This window comes from Streptomyces sp. TM32, from assembly GCF_004122755.1.
Lineage (GTDB): Bacteria > Actinomycetota > Actinomycetes > Streptomycetales > Streptomycetaceae > Streptomyces > Streptomyces sioyaensis.
This window is the reverse complement of record NZ_SDIG01000087.1, coordinates 1-26445: the sequence shown is the minus strand read 5'-3', so window position 1 is coordinate 26445 and position 26445 is coordinate 1. Positions and strand designations below refer to the sequence as shown.

The window sequence follows — 26445 nt, the reverse complement described above, 5'->3', positions numbered from 1 at the left end:
CAGGCAGTGTCCGATTCGTCCTGGGGGGCCGTACGCCGTGACCGCGCTGGAGCTGCAACAGCCCACCGACCCCGGCGCCGCCACCCGCACCGCCTTCTCCGTCCGGCAGTTCGGCGGCAGCGTCGGTGTGGCCCTCTTCGGCACCTTCCTGGCCGACCGGCTGGCCCGCCGGCTCGGCGACCGGCCGCCGCGGTCGGCCCCGCTGCCCGACCCGGAGTCGCTCACCCCGCTCCTGGCGCGGGCGCTGCCCGCCCCGCTGCGCGACGGCTATGCCGCCGCGTCCGCGCACGTCCTGCCGGGGATCTTCTGCTACCTCGTGCCGGTCCTCGTCCTGGCCCCTGTGCTCGCCTTCTTCCTGAAAGAGAAACCCCTGGTGTCCCACGCCCCGCATGCTCCGCAGGCCTCCACCACCCCGCAGGCGCCGTACGGCGACCCGACCGACCCCGCCGCCGTACCGCAGGCACGTACCGCCACGGCCACCGATGCCGTCAACTCCCGTGACTCCGGGCCTGCTTACTCTCGTATGCGCCGGCACTCCGCCGGTGTGCCCGCGGCCGCGGCCGGTGTCCCGGTGTGCGGCACCGTCCAGCACCACGACGGCAGCATCGTGCCGCGTGCCGCGCTGACCCTCATCGATGTCGCCGGCCGGCAGATCGGCCGCGGCGCCACCGGCGAGGACGGCCGGTACGCGCTGAGCACGCCGGGCGCCGGCTCCTATGTGCTGATCGCGGCGGCGGGCGGGCACCAGCCGCAGGCCGTCACCGTCACCGTCGGCGAGCGACCGGTCGAGCTGGACGTCGTGCTCGGCGGCGCGGGGCGTCTCGCGGGCACCGTCACCACCGCCGACGGCACTCCCGTACGCGATGCCATGGTCACCCTCACCGATGTCCGCGGTGAGGTGGTGGCCACCACCCGCAGTGGGCGCGAAGGCGGCTATGTCATCGGGGACTTGGTGGCAGGCGAGTACACGCTGGCGTCCAGCGCCCCGGCGTTCCGGCCGGCCGCCCTGCCGGTGACCGTCCAGGCATCCCGGGAGACCCGCCAGGACATCGAGCTGGCCGGCGGCGCGGTGCTGCGTGGGACCGTACGGGCCGGTGGCGGCCGGCTCGTCGAGGACGCCAGGGTCACGCTGCTGGATGCCGCCGGCAATGTCGTCGACACCGCGATCACCGGCTCCGACGGGCTGTTCCGCTTCGTGGACCTGTCGGCCGGTGAGTACACCGTCATCGCCGCCGGATACCCGCCGGTGGCCACCGTCCTGCAGGTGGCGGGCGGCGGCCGCACCGAACGCGATCTCCAGCTGGGGCACGAGGACTGAGCCGGTCGCGGCGGCCGGTGCGCGCGGTGCGCGGGTGCGCCCGTGGCGAGTGTGCCGGCCGCCGCACCTGCCCCGCGCCGCACCGGATCGTGGTGTGGTGCGGGGCAACGCCCTTGTATGCCGGGCGGGTTGGGAGGGTCGGCCCGCCGGGCTCAGGACGGCTGTCGGGGCCGGCCGGGCAGGACGGCGGGGGCCGGGCCGAAGCGCAGCCGGGTGAGCAGCGGGCAGTCGTTGCGGAGCAGCGGTAGGTCCGTGAGCCGGGGCGCGAGCCGGCCGAGGAGGCCGCGGCCCGCGGGGAGTGGGACGCCGGACACCTCGCCGATGGCCGGATGGGCCGTGCGCAGCTCGGTCCGCTCGGTCGCGTCCATGCCCCAGGGCATCGGGGGCAGGCGATGGCCGCCGAGCCCCTTCGTACCGCCGCGGGTACGGGCACTGAACCGCCGCGAGACGGTGTCGAAGACCATGGTGCCGCCGGGAAACGCTTCGGCGCAGACGCCGATCAGCCGGGTCGCCTGCGCGCGCTCCAGATACATCAGCAGGCCCTGAGCGGTCACCAGCACACCGCGTGCGGGGTCGATCCGCGCCGTCCACCGGCGCTCGCGCACGTCGCAGGCGAGCAGGCGCTGCCGGGGGCCGTGCGGCAGTACGCGGCCGCGCAGCGCCAGCGGATCGGGGAGGTCGACGGTGACCCAGCGGGCCCGGCCGTTGTCCACCCGCCAGAACTGGGTCTCCAGGCCCTCGCCGAGGGCGACCACGGTGCCGTCCGGATGGTCGGCGAGGAACTCACGGACCACCTCGTCGAAGGCGAGCGCGCGCAGCGCGATGGCCTGCGCGAGCCAGGGCCGGGGGGCGCCCAGCCGCTCCAGGAAGGGGAATTCGAGCTCGGCCATGAGCTGGACGGCGCGCGGATCGGGCAGCACCGTGTCCGGGCGGGCGGCTTCGGCGGCGCGGTGCTGGAGCGTCCACAGCGCCGTCTCGGGAACTCCCGTGAGGTGCGCCTTGACGCGTTGTGGTGCCGCGTTCCCGTCGGGAGGGGGCGTGGGGCGGGGAATGGACGGGGAGGTCGGTTCGCGGCCCGTCGTGTGCACTGCCTCGATCATGTGGCGTTGATATCGGCGGCCGTACCCCGGCCGGGGCCGATCGGGGGGCCGGTCACCCTGGGGGGTGCTAAGTCGTACCGCGCGGTGCCGGACCCGGCCTGGTGCGGGGGGGCCGCCCCGCACCGGGTCCGGTCCGTGCGGTCAGCGCGCCAGATCGCGGTGGACGATCCGGGCGGCGTTCTCGACGGTGTCGACTCCGTAGTCCATGGTGTGGCTGCCGGTGGACAGGACGGCCATGCCGTAGTCGTGGCTGTTGCCGGTGAAGGCGCCGACGCTGTTCACCCGCCAGCCGCCCTTCTCACGCGGCAGCCAGCCGTTCTTGACGTGCACGGCCGCGCCGGCCGGGGCGCCGGCGGGTGCCCCCCACCGCTGCTCGGGGACGACCCGGTGCATCAGATCGAGCGCATAGCCCCGGGAGTGCTCGGTGAGCACCGGGGTGTCCGTGGTGAGCAGCCGCATCAGCGTCAGCTGGTCGTGCGCGGTGATCTGGGTGAGGCCCCAGGCCCCGTCCTTGCCCGGGACGGTGTCCCGCATGGCGGCCAGCGACAGGAAGTGCTGGACGCCGGCCGGGCGTACCCGGTGCCAGAGGGCGGTGGTGGCGTCGTTGTCCGACTTGGTGATCATGTCGGTGGTCAGGTCCACCTCGTGCGGCGTCAGCGTGCGGTGCGCCTCCTCGGCCTGTCGCAGCAGGGCGCCGAGCACGGTGACCTTCACCACACTGGCCGAGTCGAAGTGGGCGCCGGCCTTGAATTCGCAGGTGGTCCTGGTGGTCCGGTCGTAGACCGCCAGTGCGGAGGCGCCCTTGCGCCCGGTGAGGGCGCCGGCGAGGTCCCGGGACAGCGCCGGCGCCAGGCCCGGCTTCTTCGACGTGCATACGACCTGGGAACCGCCCGAGGGGGAGCTGGCGGTCTCGGCCGAGGCCGGGGTCGCCGAGGTGAGCACCGTGAGCAGTGATCCGGCAGCCACGACCGCGGCCAGCCCGCGCCGTGTGCAGGTCGATATGCGTGGTCCGTGCATGAGGGTGGTCCTGTCCCGCTGGGTGTCGAAGACCCCGCTCTCGGGCGGCCGGCCTCGCGCGACCGCCTCAGCTGCGGGTCTCGGCGGCCGTGCGTCGGCCGGCTTCCCGGTTCATGGGTCACGGTGACGATACGTGGCGGGGGTGCGGACCCCTCAGGGAATTGGAGGGGAATTGTCCGTATTGGGCGAGGGTGTCGGGGTGTGACATTCGCCAAATCAGGGGGGTGGCGTCGGGGGTACTCCTAGGGGCGTGGCAGCGGGGTGCGGGGCCGGGGGACGGCGCGGGGGCGGCGGCGGTTGACGGCCGCGCGGCGGCGTCGCGCCCCGGCGATCAACTGGCGGCTGCGGAGGGCCATCTCGATCTCGAAGCGGGTGCGCGGGTCGCGGAGGCGGGCGCCGAACAGCTTCTCCAGCTGGCGCATCCGGTAGCGCACCGTCTGGGGGTGGATGCTGAGCGCCTTGGCCACCTCCGGGGCCCCCATGCCGCTGAGCCAGGCCAGCAGGGTCGCCTCCAGCCGCTCGCACCGCTCCGGCGTCAGCCCGGCGAGCGGACTGAGCCGGCGGGCTATCAGCGTGTGGGTCAAGGACTCGTCCTGGAGGAGCAGCAGGGAGGAGAGGTGGTCGTCGACGAACACCACGCCGGCGTCCGGGCCGTCGTACACGGCCGCCAGATCCAGTAGCCGGGACGCGGCGCGCACGGAGGCGGTGGCCTCGTGCGGGGACACCGTATGACCGACGACGGCCGCGCGGTGGCGTAGTACGCCCTTCAGCCTGGCCCGTCCTTCCTTGCCGTCGGCGAGTGCGGCGGGTATCAGCAGCCCCGGTGCCTCACCCGGCGCACTGACGAGGCAGTCGCCGAGGGCGGACGCCACGAGGTGGATGTCCGTGTCGCTGCGCAGCATGACCGCACGCACCTTGTCGGGCAGCGGGTTGCCGCTCCGGAGCACGTTCTCGATCAGTCGGGTGACCTGGTGGTGACCGCCGCGTTCCAGGACTTCCTTGAAGCCCGGATTGCGATCGCAAAGGTTTTGCGCGATCAGTTCGGTCAGGATCGCGAGTTGGTCGTCTTCGCTGTCGGCCCGTCCGTCACCGCAGTGCGGTAAACGGACACCGTTCAGTACTTCGCTCACCATTCTGCCTCTGTCTCATCGCATGGAAAGCTGGTCCGGCATTTTTCTACCCCACCTGGCACGTGCCGTCGGCAGTTGACAGGACTCGTTCAGAAGTCCTTTCGGATTCCGTCTGAAGTCCTTGCGCTTTGCGACAGAAACTGTTTGAGATGCGGCGCGACACGAGCGTACCGCCCCTTCCGCCCCTCAGGAATCCCTTCTTCCGCTACGCCGGGATCACGCTGAGTGGTCAACGTGCGGTTTGCAGAAGGCACCGGACGGGGCGTCACCCCCCAAGGGCCTTGGCAGGACTGGCCAATCCGTTCGGCGGCTTCGACACTGTGGGGGATCGGTGCGTACCGACTCGTGCCTGCGATAGGACTGGTGACTGTGAAGATCCTCATCTCCGCGGACATGGAGGGCGCCACCGGCGTGACCTGGCCCGCCGATGTGCTGCCCGGTACGCCCCAGTGGGAGCGCTGCCGCGCCATGTTCACCTCCGACGTCAACGCGGCGATCGCCGGCTTCTTCGCCGGCGGGGCCGACGCGGTGCTGGTCAACGAGGCGCACTGGACGATGCGCAACCTGCTGCTGGAACAGCTCGACGAGCGCGCCGAGATGCTCACCGGCCGGCACAAGTCGCTGAGCATGGTCGAAGGGGTGCAGCACGGCGACGTCGACGGGATCGCCTTTGTCGGCTACCACACCGGGGCCGGCACCGAGGGCGTCCTCGCGCACACCTACCTCGCCAACACCCTTACCGGGGTCTGGGTCGACGGCACCCGGGCCAGCGAGGGGTACCTCAACTCCCTCGTGGTCGCCGAGTACGGCGTACCGGTGGTGCTGGTCACCGGCGACGACCGCACCTGCCAGGACGCGCTGGGGTACGCCCCGCAGGCGCCCGCGGTGGCGGTCAAGGACTATGTGTCGCGCTACGCGGCGGTCTGCCGGCCACCGGCCCGTACCGCCGCCGACATCAGGGCCGCGGCCGAAAAGGGCGCGGCACTGGCGGTACGTCACGAACCGGTGCGCGGCGGGCCGTTCCGCTTCGAGCTGGAATTCGACGCCGAGCATCTGGTGGGCGCGGCGACCTGTGTGCCCGGTGTGGAGCGCAGCGGGGAGCGCCGGGTCGCGTACACCGGTCAGGACATGTACGAGGCCATCCGGTGCTTCAAGGCGGTCACCACGGTCGTGTCGTCCGCCGTGGAGGAACAGTATGGCTGAGCGGGAAAGGGCCGGGGAGCCGGCCGCCGGCCACGGCTCCGGTGTGGACATGCGGGCGCTCGACGAGGTCGTCGAGTTCACCTCCGAGCTGATCCGGATCGACACCAGCAACGCCGGTGACGGCACCTGCCGGGAGCGGCCGGCCGCCGAGTACGCCGCCGAGCGGCTGGCCGGTGCCGGGCTGACGCCGACCCTGCTGGAGCGCAGCCCGGGCCGGACGAACGTGGTCGCCCGGATCGAGGGCACCGACCCCGCGGCCGACGCCCTGCTGGTGCACGGCCATCTCGACGTGGTGCCCGCCGAGCCCGCCGACTGGCAGGTGCACCCCTTCTCCGGGGAGGTCCGCGACGGTGTGGTCTGGGGCCGCGGCGCCATCGACATGAAGAACATGAACGCGATGGCGCTCGCCGTGGTCCGCCGCTGGGCCCGCAGCGGCGTGCGGCCGCGGCGGGACATCGTGCTGGCCTTCACCGCCGACGAGGAGGCCAGCGCCGAGGACGGCTCGGGCTTCCTCGCCGACCGGCATGCCGGGCTCTTCGAGGGCTGCACCGAAGGCATCAGCGAATCGGGGGCCTTCACCTTCCACGCGGGCGGCGGCATACAGCTGTATCCGGTCGCGGCGGGGGAGCGCGGCACGGCCTGGCTGAAGCTGACCGCCCACGGCCGGGCGGGGCACGGCTCGAAGGTCAACCGCGAGAACGCCGTCAGCCGGCTGGCCGCGGCCGTGACCCGGATCGCCGCGCACGAGTGGCCCCTCCGGCTCACCCCGACCGTACGGGCCGCGCTGCGGGAACTCGCCGCGCTGTACGGCGTCGACACCGAGACCGAGGCGGCCGGCCTGGACGTCGACACCCTGCTCGGCGCGCTCGGCCGGGCCGCCGGGCTGGTCGAGCCGACGGTCCGCAACAGCGCCAACCCGACGATGCTGACGGCCGGTTACAAGGTCAATGTGATCCCGGGGTCCGCCGTCGGCCATGTCGACGGACGGGTGGTTCCCGGCGGCGAGGCGGAGTTCGAGGCCACCATGGACGAGCTGACCGGGCCGGACGTCGACTGGGAGTACCACCACCGCGAGGTCGCGCTGCAGGCTCCGGTCGACTCCCCGACCTTTGCCGCGATGCGGGCCGCGATCGAGCGCTTCGACCCCGACGGCCATGTCGTGCCGTACTGCATGTCCGGTGGCACCGACGCCAAGCAGTTCTCCCGGCTGGGCATCACCGGCTATGGTTTCTCGCCGCTGAAACTGCCCGAGGGGTTCGACTACCAGGCGCTCTTCCACGGCGTGGACGAGCGGGTGCCGGTCGAGGGACTGCACTTCGGCGTCCGGGTGCTCGATCACTTCCTGCGCACGGTCTGACCGGCCGGTGCCCTGCCCGACCGCGGAGAGGAACGACAGCATGGTGACGACGGCTCCGTACGGCGCCTGGACCTCCCCGGTGGACGCCCGGACGGTCGCCGCGCACGACGGCCGGCCGGCCTTCGTCGGCGTGGTCGGCGACGACGTGTGGTGGACGGAGCCACGTCCCGCCGAGGGCGGTCGGCGGACGCTGGTCCGCCGGCGGCCGGACGGGGCCGAGGAATCGGTGCTGCCGGCGCCCTGGAACGTCCGCAGCCGGGTGCTGGAGTACGGCGGCCAGCCCTGGGCCGGTACGGACACGGAACGGGGGCCGCTGATCGTCTTCAGCAACTTCGACGACCAGCGGCTGTACGCCTGCACACCGGACGGCGACACCGCCCCCCGCCCGCTCACCCCGCGCTCCGCGGTCGGCGGCGGACTGCGCTGGGTCGACCCGGTGCTGCGCCGCGACCTCGGCGAGGTGTGGTGCGTCCTGGAGGAGTTCACCGGCGAGGGGCCGACCGAGGTGCGCAGGGTGCTCGCCGCGGTGCCGCTCGACGGCTCGGCGGCCGAAGACCGCACCCGCGTGCGTGAGTTGAGCGACGACCGGCACCGTTTCGTGACCGGTCCGCGGCTCTCTCCCGACGGCCGGCGGGCCGCCTGGATCGCCTGGGACCACCCCCGGATGCCCTGGGACGGCACCCTGGTCATGGTGGCCCGGGTCAGCGCGGAGGGCACGTTCGAGGACGTCCGGCCCGTCGTCGGCGACCTCGGGTCCGCCGCGCCCGGGGGCGGCGCGGACGGCGAGTCCGTCGCGCAGGTCGAGTGGGCGCCGGACGGCTCGCTGCTCTTCGTCTCGGACCGCAGCGGCTGGTGGGAACTCCAGCGCCTCGACCCCGACGCGGCGGCCGACGGCGTGGTGGCGAGCCGGGCGCTGTGCCCGGCCCGGCAGGAGGAGTTCGGCGGCCCGCTGTGGAACGTCGGGCAGCGCTGGTTCCTGCCCCTGGACAACGGCACCCTCGCGGTGATCCACGGCCGCGGTTCCACCGCCCTGGGCATCCTCGATCCGGTGACCGGCGAGCTCGTCGACGCGGCCGGCCCGTGGACGGAATGGGCGCCCACCCTCGCGGTGCACGGCAGCCGCGTGCTGGGGATCGCCGCCGGCCCGCACAGCTCGTACGAGCTCGTCGAGCTGGACACCTGCACCGGCCACGCCCGGGTGCTGGCCTGCCGGCACGTCGACGTGCTGGACCCCGCCTACCACCCCCGGCCGCGGAGCCGTACGTTCACCGGGCCCGACGGCCGGGACGTCCACGCGCACATCCATCCGCCGCACAACCCCGACCACGTCGCCCCCGACGGCGAACTGCCGCCCTACGTGGTGTGGGCGCACGGCGGCCCCACCGGCCGCGCCCCGCTCGTGCTCGACCTGGAGATCGCCTACTTCACCTCCCGGGGCATCGGCGTCGCCGAGGTCAACTACGGTGGCTCGACCGGCTACGGCCGGGAGTACCGCGAGCGGCTGCGCGGCCGCTGGGGCGTGGTCGACGTCGAGGACTGTGCGGCCGTCGCCCGCGCACTGGCCGACGAGGGCAGCGCGGACCGCGCCCGGCTGGCCATCCGTGGCGGCAGCGCCGGCGGCTGGACCGCCGCCGCCTCGCTGACCAGCACCGACCTCTACGCCTGCGGCACCATCAGCTATCCGGTCCTGGACCTCACCGGCTGGGCGACCGGTGGAACCCACGACTTCGAGTCGCAGTATCTGGAGTCGCTCATCGGGCCGCTCGCCGAGGTGCCCGACCGCTACCGCGAGCGCTCGCCGCTGCACCGCGCGGACCGGATCGCCGCGCCGTTCCTGCTGCTCCAGGGCCTGGACGATGTGATCTGCCCGCCCGCACAGTGCGAGCGGTTCCTCGCCGCGGTCGCCGGGCGCGGGGTGCCGCACGCCTATCTGCCGTTCGCCGGGGAAGGACACGGCTTCCGCCGCGCCGAGACCATGGTGCGCGCCATGGAGGCCGAACTCGCCCTCTACGCCCAGACCTTCGGCATCACCCGCGGCGATGTCCCGGCGCTGGAGCTGCGCGGATGACGGCGGCGCCGCCGGTCCGGCCGCCGCGGCTGCGGCCCGGTGACCGGGTGGCGGTGGTGGCGCCCAGCGGCCCCCTCGTGCCGGAGCGGCTGGACCGCGGGCTGGACGTGCTCCGCGGCTGGGATCTCGACCCGGTGCCCGCACCCCACGTCCGCGGCACCCACGCCACCCTGGGCTACCTCGCCGCCACCGACGAGGAGCGGGCCCACGACCTCCAGGCGGCATGGTGCGATCCCACGGTCAAGGCGGTGTTCGCGGCGCGCGGGGGCTACGGCGCCCAGCGGATGGTCGACCTGCTGGACTGGGACGCCCTCCGGGCCGCCGCGCCCAAGCCGCTGATCGGCTTCAGCGATGTGACGGTGCTGCACGAGGCGTTCGCGGTACGCGCCGGGGTGGCCACGCTGCACGGCCCGGCCGTCGCCGGCGAGGTCTTCCTGAAGGACGACGCCACCCGCGCGCACCTGTGGCGCACGCTCTTCGCGCCGGAGACCGTCCGCACCCTCGCCGCGCCGTCCGCCCGGCCGCTGGTGCCCGGGCGGGCCCGCGGGGTCACCCTCGGCGGCTGCCTGACCATGCTCGCCACCGAACTGGGCGCGCCGCGGGCCAGGCCCGGCGCGGCGGGCGGCCTGTTGTTGCTGGAGGACGTGGGGGAGCCGCCGTACCGCATCGACCGGGCACTCACCCAACTCCTGCGGGCCGGCTGGCTGGACGGAGTGGCCGGCATCGCCCTCGGCTCCTGGGCCCGCTGCGGCCCCTACGACCGGGTGCGGGAGGTGCTGCTGGACCGGCTGGGCGGGCTCGGGGTGCCGGTGGCCGAGGAGTGCGGCTTCGGGCACGGGGACACGGCGCTGACCGTGCCGCTGGGCGTCCCCGCCGAGCTGGACGCGACGGCGGGCACGCTCGTCCTGCAGGCCACGGCGACGGTGTGACGCACCGGCCGATGCCCCGTCAGAACCGCCCCGACCAGGGCCGATGACGTGCGCGACGGTCGGCATCCCACCCCGGGCGGTGCTGAACTGACGTTCTGACGACAACGCGTGCCCGGTGCCTTGCATCGCCCTCAGCGGTGTCCCAGCATGAGCGCGTCGCCGCCGACCGGTCGGCGGTGGAGTGCGGAGGTCCTGGTGCCCAGCGTGTCCCGAGCGGTGTTCCGCCCTGTGCGCCGCCTGTCCCTCGCCCTGCTCGCCGGCTCCGCGCTCGTCGCGCCGTTCACGCTGTCCCCGCCCGTCCCCGTGGCCGCCGCCGGCCCGTACACCGTCACCGCGCTCAAGGTCACCGTCCGGGCCGGCGACCGCAGCTGCACCCTGGACACGGACGTCTACCGTCCGGCGGGTGTCGACGCCGCCCACCCGGCGCCCGCCGGACGGTAGACGTCCGTGTCCAGGGTGCAGCTGCGGTCGCCGGCCCGTACACCGTCACCGCGCTCAAGGTCACCGTCCGGGCCGGCGACCGCAGCTGCACCCTGGACACGGACGTCTACCGTCCGGCGGGTGTCGACGCCGCCCACCCGGCGCCCGCCGTGCTGACCACCAACGGCTTCGGCGGCAGCAAGGCCGACGGCTCGACCGGCGGCCCGGCCAAGGCCCTCGCCGCCCGTGGCTATGTGACGCTGGCGTACTCCGGCCTCGGCTTCGGGAGGTCCGGCTGCCCGATCTCCCTCGACGACCCGGACATCGACGGCCGGGCGGCGAGCGGGCTGGTGGATCTGCTGGCCGGCACCCGTACGGCCGACAACGGGACCCGGCTCGACTACGTCTCCCAGGACGGCCCCGGCGATCCGCGGGTCGGCATGATCGGCGCGTCCTACGGCGGGGCGGTCCAGCTCGCCACCGCCGCCGTCGACCACCGCGTCGACGCGCTGGTCCCGCTCATCACCTGGCACGACCTGTCCTACTCCCTCGCGCCCAACGCCGCGGGCCGCACGCACGGGCACGGCGGCGGGCTGCCCGGTGCGTACAAGTGGCAGTGGACGAACGGGTTCTTCCTGATCGGCGAGGCGCAGGGGCTGCTCCATCCCGAGCTCGACCCGTCGCGGACCGGCGGCGCGGGCTGTCTGCACTTCGTCGCGCGGGCGTGTGAGACCAAGCGGCTGCTGGACTCCGGCAGGTACCCGGCCGGGCCGACCCGGACCGTGCTCCGTTATGCCCGCAGCGTCTCCCCGGTCTCGTATCTGGCATCGGTCCGGGCGCCGACGCTGCTGGTCCAGGGCCAGGCCGACACCCTGTTCAACCTCAACGAGGCCGCCGCCACCTACCGGACCCTGCGCGACCGGGGCACTCCGGCCGGGATGATCTGGCAGGCCTGGGGCCACAGCGGCGGCATGCGCAAGCCGACGGACGGGGAACTCGACCTCGCCCGGGGGAACCTGGACACCAGCTATGTCGGGCGGCGGATCCTGGCGTGGTTCGACCGGTATCTGCACCACCGCAGGGCGGCCACCGGCCCGGCGTTCGCGTACTACCGGGACTGGGCGGGCGACGGGCCCGCCTACGGCACCGCACCCGCCTTTCCGGCCGGGGCCGGCCGGCGGCTGTACCTCTCCGGGGACGGCCGGCTCGTCGGCCGACGGGCCGAGGTGCTGCGCGGCGACCGGGAGTACCGCAACCTGCGGATGCCCACCAGCCATTCGGAGAGCTCGCTGGCCGGACTGCTCGGTCTGCCGGACGTGCCGCCGTACGACGCCCGCGGCACCTTCCTGGACTGGACGTCGAAGCCGGTGACGGGCGGGCCGCTGGAGGTGGTGGGTGCGCCCGCGCTGACGCTGCGGGTCGTGGCGCCGGCGGCGGCGCGCCGGCAGGGCTCCCCGGACGCGGCCGACCGGCTGGTGCTGTTCGCCAAGCTCTACGACGTCGCGCCGGACGGCGGGGCGACGCTGCTGCACCGTTTGGTGGCCCCGGCCCGGGTGGCCGATGTACGCCGGCACTTCACCATGGAACTGCCGGGCATCGTGCACCGCTTCGGGCCGGGGCACCGACTGCGCCTGGTCATCGCCGCGAGCGACGATGCGTATGCGGGCAATCGTGGGGTGATGCCGGTGACGGTGAGCGCCGCGCCGAGGGACACCGGGGTCCTCGAACTGCCCGTCACCCGAGGGGTGTTGCCGTAGCGGATGGGTCGAGGCCGTAGGGACAAGGGGGAGGGCGGAGCGTGTCGGGTGCGTCGCGGGGGCCGGGTGCCGGCCGGGGACCGCGTGCGTCAGCCGTGTCGTCCGCGCGGGTGTCGGCTCAGTCGTCCGTGACCGTGATGGCCTGCACGGGGCAGGCGCGGGCGGCCTCCCGCACCAGCGGGTCGCCCGCGCCGTCCTCGCGGCCGGGCAGCAGCTCGCCGTAACCGTCGTCGTCCTGGGTGAACACCCCGGGCGCGGTCAGCGCGCACTGGCCGGCGCCGATACAGGTGTGGTTGTCGATTGTGATCCGCATTCCGGAACCCCTTCGTTCGGCTGCCTGCCGGTACGGCCGTTACCAGGCCAGCGGCAGTTCGATCATTCCTTGCAGAGTGTCTCCCGGCTTGAAGGGGATCTCGGCAGCCGGCGCGGCGAGTCGCAGATCCGGGATCCTGGTGAACAGCGAGCGCAGCGCGATCTCCATTTCCGCCCGGGCGAGGTTCTGCCCCAGGCACTGGTGGATGCCGAAGCCGAACGCCACGTGGTGGCGGGCGGACCGGCCGAGGTCCAGCTCGTCCGGGGCCGGATAGGCACTGCCGTCCCGGTTGATCAGCGAGGTGGGGAACAGCACGCCGTCGTCGGCACGGATGACCTGATCGCCGATCTCGATGTCCGCCGCCGCCACCCGCAGCACGCCGTCCGCGATGGACAGGAACCGCAGCAGCTCCTCGACGGCGGCCGGCATCAGGTCCTCCCGGGCCTTCAGCTGTGCCAGCTGTTCGGGGTGCTCCAGCAGGGTGAAGGTGCCGAGCGAGATCATGTTGGCGGTGGTCTCGTGACCGGCCACCAGCAGGATCATGGCGAGCCGGACCAGATCTCCGCGGTCCAGGGCGCCGGCCCGCAGCTGATCCTGGATCAGGTCGTCCAGCAGGCCGTCGCCCGGGGTCTTCTCCTTGTCGGTGATCAGTTCGTCGAAGTACTCCTCCAGCCTCAGACGGGCGTCCTCCGACTCCTCGGCCGTACGGCCTTGCAGGATCCGGCGGGACTGCCCCTCGAAGAACTCGTGGTCGGAGTACGGCACACCGAGCAGCGAGCAGATCACGATCGAGGGGACCGGCAGCGCGAAGGCGGAGACCAGCTCCGCGGGCGGCCCCTGCTCCAGCATCCGGTCGAGCAGCCCGTCGACGATCTGCTGGATCTGCGGCCGCAGCGCGGCGGTCCGCTTCACGCTGAAGCTGGGGATCAGCATCCGGCGCTGGGTGTTGTGCTCCGGGTCGTCGACCCCGACCAGGGGCGCCCTGACCTGGCGGATCGCCTCGAAGCGCGCGAACGGGGCCGGGAAGGCCGGGTTCTGCCGGTCGGAGGACAGCCGCTGGTCGCTCAGCAGCGTCCGCGCCTGGGCATGGCCGGTCACCGCCCACACCTTGCGGCCGTCGTAGAAGGTGACATGGGTCAGGGGGCCGGCTTCACGCAGCGGCTGATAGCCGGCCGGCGGGTGATAGGGACAGGTACGGTCCTGAAAGTACGCGATGCCTTCGGTCATGAATTCCTCCCCGTACGAGCGGCTCGGTCCGCTCGCCTGTTGTCCATGCGGAAGCGCGCCGTGTGGGCCGCGCCGATCTCACCTCATGCCTCGGATGCCGGGCATGTCTACGCGTAGATCGGCCAACTTCTGTCAGGATCTGTCATGTTCGGTCGCGCCGCTCGCCTGTGGCGGCCGTACGAGGGTGTCGATCACGCCAGCGGGGCATGTGGCGCCGAGGTCCCGGCCCGTGCCCTGGGTGAACACCTCGCACTGCGTGGACACCCGGGAAATGGGCTGGCCCGCCGCCGTCACGCCTCCGTACGATCTGCCGATGACGACCAACGACCGCTATCTCGCGCGCGGCCGGCGGGTGGGCATCCGGCACTTCTCCGCCGCCGACCGGGACGAGTTCACCGCGCGGGCGCGCGAGAGCGCGGAGCTGCACCACCCGTGGCTCGCCCCGCCGGCCACGGACGCCGCCTACGACGGCTACCTGCTCCGGCTTCAGGAGCCGCTGCGCGAGGGGTTCTTGATCTGTGAGCTCACCAGCGGCCGGATCGCCGGCTACCTCACGATCAACAACATCGTGCACGGCGCGTTCCGCTCCGGCGCTATCGGTTACGGCGCCTTCGCGCACGCCTCCGGCCGCGGCCTGATGAGCGAGGGACTGCGACTCGTGCTGCACCATGCCTTCGGCACGATGGGCCTGCACCGCCTGGAGGCCAACGTCCAGCCCGCCAACCACCTCTCGATCGCCCTGGTCAGCAGGGCCGGCTTCCGGCTGGAGGGCTTCTCCCCGGACTTCCTGTTCCTCGACGGCGCCTGGCGGGACCACGAGCGCTGGGCGATCACCGCCGAGATGGTCCCGGGGACGCCGGTGTGATGTCCTGCCGGGCCGGACCCCAAGGAGCCGCCGGCCACCGCTCGTGAGGCGGTGCGGGACACCCCGGTCCGCCCTGGCCGCCGCTCCCGGCCCGTGCAGCCCGGCCGGCCGACGCGCTCCTACCGCGACTTGCGGTTGATCTTCATGGTGTCCATGTCGGTGGCCGTGGAGCGCAGTTCGCGCCAGCCGAGTCCGGCGGCCCGCAGGGCCTTCTCCGCCTGCTCCTCGGCCAGCGCGGACGCCAGCTCCTCGCCGTCCGCCGCGTCCGAGACGATGACACAGCGGTAGCTGAAGGAGTGCAGGGCGGAGTCGTACGCCAGCGACCCCTCGGGCGTGAACCGCATCTGCGACAGCCCGTGGTCGGCCACCTCGGCCAGCAGCTTCTCCCGGGCCGAGGCCGTGAGGCCGTCCCACTTGCCGCGGACGATCACTCGGTAGGTGTGCTGGGTCGCCATGGGGTGCCGTCTTCCGTTCCGTTTCCGCTGTCCGCCGGTGGGGCCGAAGTGCCAGGCTATGTCGGCGGATCCAGCGGGGCCTCCGCTTTTTTGCGCAACCCTGACCTCCCCCGGCCGCAAGAGGCCCTGTGCACGGCGGCGAGGACGCGGTTGCATGGTCAACAGGAGGCCGCCGCAGCCGAGGTGGCCCGGACCGGCATTGCGAGGCAGCCGTGGCCACGAGTGTGCGACGCACCACCCTGACCCTTCCCGCCGCGCCCCTCGGCCCGGACAACCCCCTCCCCGCCCTGCGCCCCGGCCATGACCCGCACCCCCTCGCACTCGCGCCGGACACCCGCCTGCCCGCCGACATGGCGCGGCAACTCCGCCACGCACCGCTGCGCTCGATCCTGCCGACCCGGATGCGGGACGGCTACGGCCGCGCCCGCCGTAGCACCGAGGTCGAGGCGCTGGTCCTGGAGAACGACCGGCTGCGCGCCACCGTTCTGCCCGACCTCGGCGGCCGGGTGTACTCCCTGCACCACAAGCCCACGGGCCGGGAACTGCTCTATCGCAACCCGGTGTGGCAGCCGGCGGCCTTCGCCCTCAACGGTGCCTGGTTCTCCGGCGGCATCGAATGGAACATCGGTGCCCCCGGACACACCACCCTGACCTGCGCCCCGCTGCACGCCGCCCGCGTCCCGGCGCCCGGCGGCGGGGAGATGCTACGGCTGTGGGAGTGGGAGCGGCTGCGCGACCTGCCCTTCCAGGTGGACCTGTGGCTGCCCGACGGTTCCGACTTCCTGCACGTCGGCGTGCGGATCCGCAATCCGCACCCGCACACCGTGCCCGTCTACTGGTGGTCCAACACCGCCGTGCCCGAGGACGCCGGCACCCGCGTCCTGGCCCCCGCGGACGAGGCCTGGCACGTCGGCTACGACCGGACCCTGCGCCGCGTCCCGGTGCCCGAATCCGATGGCGCCGACCGCAGTTACCCGCTGCGCAGCGAGTACCCCGCCGACTACTTCTACGACGTGCCCGAGGGCGCCCGCGGCTGGATCGCCTCGCTCGACGCGGACGGCCGCGGCCTGGTGCAGACCTCCACGGGCACGCCGCGCGGCCGCAAGCTCTTCCTGTGGGGCGCGGGCCGGGCCGGGCGCCGCTGGCAGCAGTGGCTCACCGAACCGGGCACCGGCGGCTACGCCGAGATCCAGGCGGGACTGGCCCGCACCCAGCTGGAGCACGTACCGCTGGACGCCGGCGGCGAGTTCGCCTGGCTGGAGGCGTACGGACCATTGGAGACCGACACCGCGGCGGTGCACGGCGCGGACTGGGCCGCGGCCCGCGGCGAGGTGGCGGCCCGGTTGGAGACCGCCCTGCCGCGGGCGGACGTCGAGGCCGCCTACGCCGCCTGGCGGCCCTACGCCGACCACGAACCGAAGGAGTCGCTGGCCACCGGCTCCGGCTGGGGCGCGCTGGAGGTGGCCCGTGCGGGCCTCGACCTGCCGGGCACGCCGTTCGAGGCGGCCACCCTGGGCGCCGAGCAGGAGCCCTGGCTGACCCTGCTCACCACCGGTGACCTGCCGGCCGCCGGCCCCGCCCCCGGACCGGCGCTGGTCGCCCCGGCCTGGCGCGAGCTGCTGGAGTCCGCGGCGCCGGGCCCGTCCACCGACTACCACCTGGGTCTGGCCCAGTGGCACGCCGGCGACCGCGCCCAGGCCGTCCGCAGCTGGGAGCGGGCGCTCGCGCAGGGGGCCGGCTGTCTGCCGCTGTACTGCCTGGCCGTTGCCGAGTCGGTGGCGGGCGAGCCGGCCCGCGCGGCCGACCGGTATGCGCAGGCCTGCGCGGCGGCGGCCCGGGCGGCCTCGGACGAGGGGCCCCGCGCCCGCGCCTGGCAGGAGGTGCTGCCCGCGCTCGCCCGGGAGGCGGTGCCCGCGCTGCTCGCGGCCGGCCGTACGGCCGAGGCCGCCCAACTGCTCGCCGGTCTGCGGCCGACCGGCCCCGCCGACGGCCGCTTCGCGTTGCTGACCGCCCAGGTGCTGCTGGCCCAGGGGCAGCCGGCCGCGGCCCGGGAGATCTTCGACGCCGGGTTCGAGATCGCCGCGCTGCGGGAGGGCGACGAGGTGCTCGGCGACACCTGGTACGCCATCGCCGAGCGGCTGGTCGCGGCCGGCGGACCGGTCACCGAGGACGTCCGCGCCACGGCCCGCGCCACCCATCCGCTGCCGGAGCGCTACGACTACCGGATGCGTCCCGAGTAGGGCGACAGCCGCGGCCGGCGGCGGCCCGCTCCGGGGCGGCACGGGCAGCGGCAACTGCCGGACGTGGGCGGCCCCGGGCCGCGGCGTCGGTGGCCGCCCCGCCCCGTATGCCGCTACGCCGTTGCGGTGACCGTGCGCGGCCGTGGAATGATCCCGGCCCGGCACGCGTTGTGGCGGACCATGAAGGCAATCAGCACGCAGACCTACGGCGGCCCCGACGTCCTCGCATACTCCGACCTGCCCGACCCCAAGGTGGCCCCGGACTCGGTCCTGGTCCGGGTCAAGGCGGCCGGGGTCAACCCGGTGGACTGGAAGATCCTCGCGGGCGCTCTGGACCCGATCCTGGACGTGCATTTCCCGATCGTCCCCGGATGGGACGTGGCGGGCGTGGTGGAAGCGGTCGGCGCGGACGCCACCGAGTACGCGGTCGGTGACGAGGTCATCGGCTATGTCCGCAAGGACGCGGTCCAGCACGGCACCTACGCCGAGCTGGTCGCCGCACCGGTGCGGACCCTGGCACGCAAGCCCGCCTCGCTCAGCTGGCAGCAGGCCGCCGGGCTGCCGCTGGCGGGACTGACGGCCTATCAGTCGCTGTCGCGGGTGGACGCGAAGCAGGGCGAGACGGTGCTGGTGCACGCCGCCGCGGGCGGTGTCGGCTCGCTCGCCGTCCAGATCGCGGTGGCCCGGGGAGCCCGGGTCATCGGCACGGCCAGTGAGCGCAACCACGACTTCCTGCGGTCCCTGGGCGCCGAGCCGGTCACCTACGGCGAGGGTCTCGCCGACCGGGTGCGGGCGCTGGCACCCGAGGGCATCGACGCGGCCGTGGACTTCGTCGGCGGTGGCGTCGTGGACGTCTCGCAGGAGCTGCTCAAGGACCGCGGCCGGGTGGCCTCGGTCGCCGACGGCGAGGTCACGGGCAAGGGCGGCCACATGGTGTGGGTGCGCCCGGACGCCGCCGATCTGACCGCGCTCGGCGCGCTCGCGGACGCCGGGGAGCTGACCGTGCCCGTCGCGGCCGTCTTCCCGCTGCCCGAGGCCGCCGAGGCGCTGCGGCAGAGCATGTCCGGCCGGACCCGCGGCAAGATCGTCCTTGAGGTGTCCTGACGGCGGGCCCGCCACGGCCGGCGCGCGGGGTGCCGGGGCCGGTCAGGCCTCGGCATCCTGCTTCCGGTCGACATACTCGAAGATCGAACCGTCCGGGTGCCGGGCCACCAGATTGCGTCCGATCGGCGTCGGCAGCGGACCGGCGATGATGTCCGCGCCGACCGCCTTGAGGTCGGCGATCGCCTCGTCCACATCCTTGACGGCGAGGGTCGCGGTGATCTTCCGCAGCACCGACAACTCCGCCTCGGGGCCGCTCATCAGGAAGAAGCACCCGACGGCCGCGACCGCGACCCCGCCCCGCTGGAAGCGGATCGCTTCGGCACCGGTCAGCCGTTCGTAGACGCCGATCGAGGCATTGAGATCGCTGACGCACACCCGCAATGAGGTCCCCAGAATGTCCATGTGGGCAACCCTAGTTGGGACGACCGCCGGTACGCGATCACTTGGTCATGATCAGACCGCTCCGGGCGGCGCCCCGTGACAGCTCGACGTTCCGTAGGGCGTCCCGGGCCCGGACGTAGTCGCTGCGCCCGGGCCGGCGGGCGAGCGCCGCGTTGAGGTTCACGGCCCTGAACACGTCGTTGACATCGGTGAGTTGGGACCCTGACCGGCGGTGGGGCCTCCCGCCCCGGTGGTGCCGTGGTCAGACGCGGCACAGGAGTTCGCCGTGCAGGACCGCGAACCAGCCGTCCTCCTCGGCGCCCCACGCCCGCCAGGCCCGGGCGATCCCCTCCAACTCCGAGGGCGTGGCGTGTCCGCCGTCCACCGCGATCCGGGCGTACCCGGAGCTGACCGTACGGTCCGCCCACAGCTCGCTCCACCAGGACCGCTCCTGCGGGGTGCGGTAGCACCAGGTGCCGGCGGTGGCGGTGACCGCGTCCGGGGCGAAACCGGCCTGCCGCGCCCAGGCGTGCAGCCGGCGTCCGGCATCCGGTTCGCCCCCGTTGGCGCGGGCCACCCGCTGGTACAGCCGCTGCCAGTCGGCCATCCCGTCGACCTCCGGGTACCAGGTCATGGCCGAGTAGTCCGAATCCCGGACGGCGACGATCCCGCCGGGCTTGGTGACCCGGCGCATCTCGCGCAGCGCCTGGACGGGATCGCCCACGTGCTGGAGGACTTGATGGGCGTGCACGACACAGAAGGTGTCGTCGGGGTAGTCCAGTGCGTGGACATCGCCGACCGCGAAGCGGACGTTGGTCAGGCCCCGTCCGGTGGCCGTGGCGCGTGCCTGCTCCAGCACCTCCGGAGCCCGTTCCAGGCCGGTGACCTGGCCGTCGGGCACCAGGGCGGCCAGGTCGGCGGTGATGGTGCCGGGGCCGCAGCCGATGTCGAGGATCTGCATGTGCGGCCGCAGCGCATCCAGCAGGTACCCCGCCGAATTGGCGGCGGTGCGCCAGGTGTGGGAGCGCAGTACGGACTCGTGGTGGCCGTGGGTGTAGACGGCGGATTCCTGCGGCATGGGCGACTCCTTACGCGGGCGGGGAGGGCGGCCGGCGGCACGCGGGGGCGCCGCCGGTCACCCTCCGGGCGGCCGCACCGCGGCGCGGCCGCCTTTTCGGCGTGCTGAGATCACCGTACGCCTCAATCTCGCATCATGAGAGTTGCATCTCACTATTCGGGCAGCAGGCGGTAGACCGTCAGCGCCTCGTTCTGCTTCTCCAGTGCCACTTCGCGTGGCGCGGGCGCCACTTCACCGTCGAAGGCCAGCTGCGTCCCCGCGGGGACCTCACCGATCCGCAGCCGCGACAGGCGCGCCTCACCGAGCACCGGAGAGCTGCGCGGGGTGCCCAGCAACGCCGCGACGAGCAGCCGGGTGCGGGCCAGCCGGCCACCGTGCACCACCCGTACGTCGAGCACCCCGTCCGCCAGGTCGTGCCGCCGGACCGGAGCGAACCCCAGCCCGCGGTACTGGCAGTTGCCGACGAACAGCAGCCATACCGCCCGCCGCTCCCCGTTGATCCGCAGGGTCAGCGGCGCGGCGGTGCGCAGCACCTCCCATGCCGCCAGGATCCCGGCCGGCCAGGCGCCGATCCGGCCCGCCCACCGCTCGCGGATCCGCACCAACTCCGGGTAGGCGCCGATCGAGAAGGTGTTGAGGAACTGATGCCCCTCCAGATGCGGCCCGGCCCGGAAGCGCGCCACGTCCACCGCCACGGCCTCGCCGGTCTCCACCGCGCGGGCCGCCGCCGCATGGGTTTCGATCCCCAGGTCGTAGGCGAAGTGGTTCAGGGTGCCGCCGGGCAGCACCGCGAGCGGCAGCCCGTGCCGCGCCGCGACCGCCGCCGCCGCGTTGACGGTGCCGTCCCCGCCGACCACCCCCAACGCCCCGCCCAGCGTCCTGGCCCGCTCCGCGGCCTCCTCCAGGGCCTTGTCCAGCGGCTCCCCGCCCTCCCCGCCGCACACCGTCACCTCGGCCTCCGGCAGCACCGCGCGCACCTCCCCGACCCGGTCCGGGGCCGGGCCCGTGCGCTGCCCGGAGGCCTGGTTCGCCACCACGACCAGCCCGCGGCCGCCCGGCAGCGCGGGGGCCTCGGCGCGGGGCCTGGCGGGCGGCGCCAGCTGGGCGCGGGTCGGGGCGAAACCGCGGACCGCGAACGCCGCCCCCGCCCCCAGCGCGGCACCCGCCAGCACATCACCCGGATAGTGCACCCCCGTATAGACGCGGGAGAACGCCACCGACGCGGCGACCGGCGCCAGCGCCAGCCCCCACCACTTGTTCTCGAAGGCGACACCGGTCGCAAAGGCCACCGCCGAGGCGGCGTGCCCGGACGGGAAGGAGGACGTGATCGGCTGCCGGTGCAACTGCCGTATCACCGGTACCGCGTCCAGCACCGGACGCTGCCGCCGTACGGAGCGCTTGCCGAGTGTGTTCACCGTCGCCGACGCCACGGCCAGTGAGGCCACGCCGCGCAGCGCGGCCCGGCGCACCGGGCGGCCGCCCACGGCAGCCGCTCCGGCCGCCAGCCCCAGCCACAGCAGCCCGTGGTTGGCGCTCCGGGTCAGCCGGGGCAGCACCCGTTGGGCGCCCGGCCAGTCGCGCGTGGCAATCAGGTGGAAGGTCCGCCGGTCGAGGCGGCTCAGTCGCGTTCGCATGCGCCACCTTGTACCCCGGACCGGCCCGAACAGGCCGCAACCCGCGGCAGGTGCCCGCCGGAGCGTCGCGGCTCGGGCCGGCGGGTTTCCGGGCGGGCGGGGTCCCGGCCGGCGGGTTTCCGGACCGGTGCGGACCGTGCTTCGATGCCCGGATGACCTGGATGACCTGGATGAACGGATGACCCGGATGGTCAGGGGGCGGCGCGACACCGACCTCGATGCCTGTGCGGCCGTCCTGGCCGAGGTGCACACCCACAGCGGGTATCCGCACCACTGGCCCGGTGACCCGGTGCGCTGGCTGACCCCGGACGGGCTGAGTGCCGCCTGGGTCGCCGAGGTGGACGGCACGATCGCCGGCCATGCCGCGCTGTGCGGGCGCGAGATCAGCCGGCTCTTCGTCGCGCCCGGCGCCCGCGGGGCGGGCCTCGGCCGCCGCCTGCTGCACACCGTCGAGGCGGCGGCCACGGCCCGCGGCCTGCGCCCCGTACTGGAGGTGAAGACCACCGACACCGCGGCCGTCGCCCTCTACGAGCGGCTGGGCTGGCTCCGCCGCGGCACCGAGCGGCAGGAATGGGGACCGGGCGAGGTGGTGACGGTGCACCGCTACGAGGCGCCGCCGGCCCGCCCGGCGCAGCGAGCGCCGGTGCCACCCTGCTGAGCGCCGGTCCCCGCCTGAGCGCCGGTCCCCGCCTGAGCGCGGTCCCCGCCTGAGCGCGGTCCCCGCCTGAGCGCCGGTCCCGCCCTCCGCTGACGTGTCGCCCCGTCGCCACCCCCGTGATCTGCCAAGGTGGACGGGCCGCCCGTCCTGGCACGGGCCCACCATCGACCCGCCGTCGCGGAGTGGAGGTACGGATGCAGCGGACCGCCCCGGACCCGCGGCCGGAACCGGACCTGGATCCGCCGGTGGGCCTGCCGGTCCTCCCGGACCTCGTCGCCCACCTCGCCGCGGCCGCCGACCGCACCGAGGCCGACCCCCTGGGCGGCGCCGCCCCGCTGCGCACCGCCGCCTGCGGCTACTGGGAACGCCGCGGCCTGGTCACCACGCCCGACCGGGTCGTCGCCGCGCCCGGGGCGGCGGCCCTGCTGCTCGCGCTGTACGCCGCGGCCGACGGGGCGGTGGTGCTGCCGCGGCCCTGTGCCGAGTGGTACGCGCCGCCGGCCCGGCTGCTCGGGCGGCCGGTGCACCTCGCGCCCGTACCGGCGGAATCGGGCGGCGTGCCGGACCCGTTCGCGCTGCTGGAGACCGTTCGCCGGGCCCGGATGCACGGCGACACCCCGCGCGTGCTGGTCCTGTCCGTCGCCGACGACCCGACCGGCACCTGCCCCGCCCCCGAACAGCTCCACGAGGTATGTGAGGCGGCGGCGGAAGAGGGTCTGTGGATCGTCAGCGACGAGACCCGACGCGATCTGCTGCACGATCCGCACGACACCGTGCTGCTCAGCCCCGCCGAGATGCTGCCCGACGAGGTCGTGGTCCTCACCGACCTGCGGGCCACGCTGGTGCCCGCCTCCTGGCCGGCCGCGCTCGCCCGCTTCCCCGACACCGACCGGGGCACCGTCCTGCGGGCCGCGGCGCTGGACGCGCTCGCCGCGATCGGCACCCCGCTTCCGGGGCCGCTCGGCTGCGCCGTCACCCATGCCCTCGGCGAACCCGACGTGCTGCGCGCCAGGACGGCGACCGTGGCCCGGGTCTACGGCACCCTCGCCGCGGCGCTCCACCACACCGTCACCGAGGCCGGTGCGGTCTGCCGTCCGCCGCACTCCGGCAGCCATCTCTACGCCGACTTCGAACCGCTGCGCCGGCCGCTGGCCGCCCGCGGCATCGTGGAGTCCCATGCGCTGGAGCGGAAGTTGGCGCCCTGGGGTGCGCGCGGGGGACACCGCTTCGGCGACGCGCCGGGCGCCCTGCGGGTGCGGCTGGGCGCCGAGGCCCTGCTCGGCGCCGACCGGGAGCTGCGGCAACGCACCCTGGACGCGCCCGACCCGCTGGAACTCGGCCACCTCACCGAGGCGTTGACCGCGCTGTCCCGCGCGCTGGCCGGGCTCACGTCCTCCTCGGACGGCTGACCCCGCCCTGCGCCACCGGACGAGCCGGCTGACGCGCCCTACGCCCGCCGCCCGCATGCCGGGCCCGAGACGGATGCGCGAGGCGGCACGGTGGCGGAGGCCGACGGCCCGCACCCGCTCCTCGGGCCCGCTGTGGACGAACTGCGGCACGACGTGCCCGCGCCCGAAGGTTTTTCACCACCGGGACGGCCTCCGCAGGACAAAAGCCGCTGATTTTGGCGGGCGCCGCCGATCGCGGACGATGAGCACCGCTCGGTAACCCCGGGTGCACAGCGCACGACGAGAGGCCCGCCACGACATGAACGACCGGCACACCCGCCGCTTCGGTCTGGGAACCGCTACCTGCCTGGTGATGGGCAACATCATCGGCGGTGGCATCTTTCTGCTGCCGGCGTCGGTGGCTCCGTTCGGCACCGTCAGCTTGGTCGCCTTCGGCGTGCTGACCGTCGGTGCCGTCGCCCTCGCCCTGGTCTTCGGCCGGCTCGCCGAGCGCCACCCGGACACCGGAGGCCCCTACGTCTACGCACGCGAGGCGTTCGGCGACTTCGCCGGCTTCCTCTCCGCCTGGTCGTACTGGACCATGACCTGGGTCAGCAACGCGGCCCTCGCGGTCGCCGCCGTCGGCTATGTCCACGTCCTGCTGCCCGGCCACCCGTCGAAGGGCACCGACCTAGCGGTCGCGCTGATCGCCCTGTGGCTGCCGGCCCTCGCCAACTTCGCCGGCACCCGCTACATCGGCCTGGTCCAGACGGTCTCCACGGTCCTCAAGTTCATTCCGCTGCTCTTCATCGCCGTCGTCGGCCTGTTCTTCTTCGACCCGCACAACCTCGGTGCGTTCCACGAGGGCAGCGGCAGTGCGTTCGGCGGGATGTCCGCGGCCGCCGCGATCCTCCTCTACTCCTACGTGGGCGTGGAGTCCGCCGCGATGAGCGCGGGCGAGGTCCGCGACCCGGAGCGGAACGTCGGCCGGGCCACCGTCCTCGGCACCATCGGCTCCGCCGTGGTCTACCTCCTGGGCACCGTCGCCGTCTTCGGCACCGTCGCCCACGACAAGCTGGTCAAGTCCCAGGCGCCGTTCTCCGACGCGGTGAACGCGATGTTCGGCGGCCACTGGGGCGGCACCGTCGTCGCCCTCGCCGCCGTCGTCTCGATCGTCGGCGCCCTCAACGGCTGGACCCTGATGAGCGCCCAGTCGCCGTACGCCGCCGCCAAGGACGGGCTCTTCCCCGCCGCGTTCCTGACCAAGCGGCGCGGGGTGCCGACCTTCGGCGTGCTGGCCGCCGGGGTGCTCGCCAGCGCCCTGACGGTGCTCAACTACCTGACCGGCTCCGGTGGCGTCTTCGAGATCCTCGTCCTGATCACCACCTTCTCGGCGACCGTGCCCTACCTCCTCGCCGCCGGCGCCCAGGTCTACTTCCTGCTCACCGGCCGCCGCGACAAGGTCCGCCCGGCCCGCTTCGCCCGCGACCTCACCCTCGCCCTGACCGCCTTCGGCTTCACCTTCTGGCTCGTCGCCGGCGCCGGCTACGCCGCGATCTACCAGGGCGTGCTCTTCCTCTTCGCCGGCATCCTCGTCTACGCCGTCATGGCGGCCCGGCGCACGGCCCGGCAGGAGGACGAGCGGGCCGCGGCACAACTCCCTACTCCCCGGCAGCCCGAAGCGGTTCCCCCACCCGCCGCAGATGACGCAGCGCTTCCGCGTACGACCTGAGCAGCCCCGTCTCGCGATAGGGGACACCGATCTCGGCGCAGTACGCCCGCACGATCACCTGCGCCCGGCGCAGATGCGGTGTCGGCATGCTCGGGAAAAGATGGTGCTCTATCTGGTAGTTGAGCCCGCCGAGCAGCACATCGGTCAGCCGCCCGCCCCGGACATTGCGTGAGGTCAGCACCTGCCGCCGCAGGAAGTCCGGGCGGGCGTCCCCCTTCAGCGTCGGCATCCCCTTGTGGTTGGGCGCGAACGTAGCGCCCAAATACACGCCGAAGGCGGCCTGGTGGACGAGGAGGAAGACCAGCGCCTTACCGGGGGACAGCACCAGGAACAGCGCGCCGAGATAGAGCACGAGGTGTGCCAGCAACAGCGCCGCCTCGGTTCCCCAGTGCTTCATGGTGGGGGACCGCAGCGCCCGGATGCTCGACACCCGCAGATTGAACCCCTCCAGGGTGAGCAGCGGAAAGAACAGCCGCGCCTGATGGCGGCCGAGGAAGCGGGGCAGCCCCGTGGCGCCCCGCGCCTGGTCCTGCGACCACACCAGGATGTCCGGCGTCACGTCCGGATCCAGCTCCTCATGATTGGGGTTGGCGTGGTGGCGGGTGTGCTTGGCCATCCACCAGCCGTACGACATCCCCACCCCGAGATTGCCGAACAGCCGCCCCCCGAGCCCGCTCGGCCGGCGCCCGCGGAACACCTGCATATGCGCCACGTCATGGGTGACCAGCGCCACCTGCCCGAACACGAAGGCCAGGAACAGCGCCACGGCCGGCTGCCACCAGCAGTCCCCGACCAGGAAGAACGCCACCCAGCCGGCCACGAACGCCGCACTCACCAACGAGAGCCGCACGACGTAATGGCCCGGCCGCCGCTTCAGCAGTCCCGCCGCCACGATGCGCCGCGACAGCCGCGCGAAGTCGCTGCCGGCGCCGTCCGCCGCGGGCCCGCCGGACGGAGGAACGCTCTCGAATCTCTCAAGGCTCGTCGTCATACCGCCGAGTCTTGTGACCCGGCCCGCCCCGCGACAGCCGGTCCGCCCCCGGGCGGGCGGGGGGTCAGCGCGCGGGGAGG

General features: G+C 73.9%; 22 protein-coding genes and 2 pseudogenes. 13 read left to right on the top strand and 11 right to left on the bottom strand.

Annotated elements, in window-relative coordinates; translation table 11 throughout:
• Positions 1–1318, top strand: a 1318-nt coding sequence (locus tag EST92_RS19445; protein WP_254068916.1) for a carboxypeptidase-like regulatory domain-containing protein, incomplete at its 5' end; no start/stop codon positions are given.
• Between the two features lie 152 nt (positions 1319–1470).
• Here the strand turns inward: EST92_RS19445 and EST92_RS19440 are convergent.
• The 3 genes from EST92_RS19440 to EST92_RS19430 all read right to left on the bottom strand — a co-directional run bounded on the left by EST92_RS19440 (position 1471) and on the right by EST92_RS19430 (position 4568).
• A complete protein-coding gene (locus EST92_RS19440; RefSeq protein ID WP_216849112.1) occupies positions 1471–2418 on the bottom strand; it encodes a class I SAM-dependent methyltransferase in 948 nt (315 codons plus the stop codon).
• A 141-nt stretch (positions 2419–2559) separates the two neighbouring features.
• The gene (locus EST92_RS19435; RefSeq protein WP_129282152.1) at positions 2560–3435 is read right to left on the bottom strand and encodes a serine hydrolase; all 876 of its coding nucleotides are present in this window, start codon (positions 3433–3435) and stop codon (positions 2560–2562) included.
• Positions 3436–3677: 242 nt separating this feature from the next.
• Positions 3678–4568, bottom strand: coding sequence for a helix-turn-helix domain-containing protein (locus EST92_RS19430; RefSeq protein WP_254068915.1), 891 nt, complete (start codon positions 4566–4568; stop codon positions 3678–3680).
• A gap of 366 nt (positions 4569–4934) precedes the next feature.
• On the opposite strand from EST92_RS19430, the gene EST92_RS19425 reads away from it, so the two are divergent.
• The 6 genes and pseudogenes from EST92_RS19425 to EST92_RS19400 form a co-directional block, all read left to right on the top strand.
• Entirely contained in the window at positions 4935–5768 is an 834-nt protein-coding gene (locus EST92_RS19425) for a M55 family metallopeptidase (protein WP_129282154.1), read from the top strand.
• Complete coding sequence (locus tag EST92_RS19420; protein ID WP_129282151.1) at positions 5761–7125, top strand: M20/M25/M40 family metallo-hydrolase; 1365 nt, start codon at positions 5761–5763, stop codon at positions 7123–7125. The genes EST92_RS19425 and EST92_RS19420 overlap by 8 nt, the downstream gene beginning before the upstream one ends.
• Positions 7126–7165: 40 nt before the next feature.
• Positions 7166–9193 (top strand): prolyl oligopeptidase family serine peptidase, encoded by a 2028-nt coding sequence (locus EST92_RS19415; RefSeq protein WP_129282150.1) that lies wholly within the window; start codon positions 7166–7168, stop codon positions 9191–9193.
• On the top strand, positions 9190–10122 hold the full coding sequence (locus EST92_RS19410) for an LD-carboxypeptidase (RefSeq protein WP_129282149.1): 933 nt from the start codon (positions 9190–9192) through the stop codon (positions 10120–10122). The genes EST92_RS19415 and EST92_RS19410 overlap by 4 nt, the downstream gene beginning before the upstream one ends.
• 147 nt (positions 10123–10269) lie before the next feature.
• Positions 10270–10554 (top strand): annotated as a pseudogene (locus tag EST92_RS19405) (hypothetical protein); the annotation flags it as partial.
• A gap of 47 nt (positions 10555–10601) precedes the next feature.
• Positions 10602–12299 (top strand): annotated as a pseudogene (locus EST92_RS19400) (CocE/NonD family hydrolase); the annotation flags it as partial.
• Positions 12300–12417: 118 nt separating this feature from the next.
• Here the strand turns inward: EST92_RS19400 and EST92_RS19395 are convergent.
• Positions 12418–12612: a ferredoxin gene (locus EST92_RS19395; protein ID WP_129245070.1), complete on the bottom strand. Its 195-nt coding sequence runs from the start codon at positions 12610–12612 to the stop codon at positions 12418–12420.
• A gap of 39 nt (positions 12613–12651) precedes the next feature.
• A complete protein-coding gene (locus EST92_RS19390; RefSeq protein WP_129282148.1) occupies positions 12652–13839 on the bottom strand; it encodes a cytochrome P450 in 1188 nt (395 codons plus the stop codon).
• Positions 13840–14152: 313 nt separating this feature from the next.
• Here EST92_RS19390 and EST92_RS19385 point away from each other — a divergent pair, with 313 nt between their 5' ends.
• The gene (locus EST92_RS19385; RefSeq protein WP_129282147.1) at positions 14153–14704 is read left to right on the top strand and encodes a GNAT family protein; all 552 of its coding nucleotides are present in this window, start codon (positions 14153–14155) and stop codon (positions 14702–14704) included.
• 119 nt (positions 14705–14823) lie between these two features.
• Here EST92_RS19385 and EST92_RS19380 read toward each other — a convergent pair whose 3' ends face one another.
• Positions 14824–15159, bottom strand: coding sequence for a DUF6204 family protein (locus tag EST92_RS19380; protein ID WP_129282146.1), 336 nt, complete (start codon positions 15157–15159; stop codon positions 14824–14826).
• A 212-nt stretch (positions 15160–15371) separates the two neighbouring features.
• Here EST92_RS19380 and EST92_RS19375 point away from each other — a divergent pair, with 212 nt between their 5' ends.
• Together EST92_RS19375 and EST92_RS19370 are read left to right on the top strand one after the other, a co-directional pair.
• Complete coding sequence (locus EST92_RS19375) at positions 15372–17399, top strand: DUF5107 domain-containing protein (RefSeq protein ID WP_129282145.1); 2028 nt, start codon at positions 15372–15374, stop codon at positions 17397–17399.
• A gap of 180 nt (positions 17400–17579) precedes the next feature.
• Positions 17580–18503: an NADP-dependent oxidoreductase gene (locus EST92_RS19370; RefSeq protein WP_129282144.1), complete on the top strand. Its 924-nt coding sequence runs from the start codon at positions 17580–17582 to the stop codon at positions 18501–18503.
• 42 nt (positions 18504–18545) lie between these two features.
• Here the strand turns inward: EST92_RS19370 and EST92_RS19365 are convergent, their stop codons facing one another.
• From EST92_RS19365 to EST92_RS19350, 4 genes are all read right to left on the bottom strand, one after another.
• Entirely contained in the window at positions 18546–18905 is a 360-nt protein-coding gene (locus EST92_RS19365; protein ID WP_129282143.1) for a VOC family protein, read from the bottom strand.
• Between the two features lie 37 nt (positions 18906–18942).
• On the bottom strand, positions 18943–19080 hold the full coding sequence (locus EST92_RS19360; RefSeq protein ID WP_254068914.1) for a hypothetical protein: 138 nt from the start codon (positions 19078–19080) through the stop codon (positions 18943–18945).
• A gap of 66 nt (positions 19081–19146) precedes the next feature.
• A complete protein-coding gene (locus EST92_RS19355; protein WP_129282142.1) occupies positions 19147–19962 on the bottom strand; it encodes a class I SAM-dependent methyltransferase in 816 nt (271 codons plus the stop codon).
• Between the two features lie 152 nt (positions 19963–20114).
• On the bottom strand, positions 20115–21596 hold the full coding sequence (locus tag EST92_RS19350; protein WP_129282141.1) for a bifunctional phosphatase PAP2/diacylglycerol kinase family protein: 1482 nt from the start codon (positions 21594–21596) through the stop codon (positions 20115–20117).
• 187 nt (positions 21597–21783) lie between these two features.
• Between EST92_RS19350 and EST92_RS19345 the strand changes: the two genes are divergently transcribed.
• The 3 genes from EST92_RS19345 to EST92_RS19335 all read left to right on the top strand — a co-directional run bounded on the left by EST92_RS19345 (position 21784) and on the right by EST92_RS19335 (position 25374).
• Positions 21784–22254 (top strand): GNAT family N-acetyltransferase, encoded by a 471-nt coding sequence (locus tag EST92_RS19345; RefSeq protein WP_129282153.1) that lies wholly within the window; start codon positions 21784–21786, stop codon positions 22252–22254.
• 194 nt (positions 22255–22448) lie between these two features.
• A complete protein-coding gene (locus EST92_RS19340; protein WP_129282140.1) occupies positions 22449–23663 on the top strand; it encodes an aminotransferase class I/II-fold pyridoxal phosphate-dependent enzyme in 1215 nt (404 codons plus the stop codon).
• Between the two features lie 298 nt (positions 23664–23961).
• Positions 23962–25374, top strand: a complete 1413-nt coding sequence (locus EST92_RS19335; protein ID WP_129282139.1) for an amino acid permease — start codon at positions 23962–23964, stop codon at positions 25372–25374.
• Here EST92_RS19335 and EST92_RS19330 read toward each other — a convergent pair.
• On the bottom strand, positions 25304–26365 hold the full coding sequence (locus tag EST92_RS19330) for an acyl-CoA desaturase (RefSeq protein WP_129282138.1): 1062 nt from the start codon (positions 26363–26365) through the stop codon (positions 25304–25306). The two genes, EST92_RS19335 and EST92_RS19330, sit on opposite strands and share 71 nt — an antisense overlap.
• Between the last annotated feature and the right edge of the window lie 80 nt (positions 26366–26445).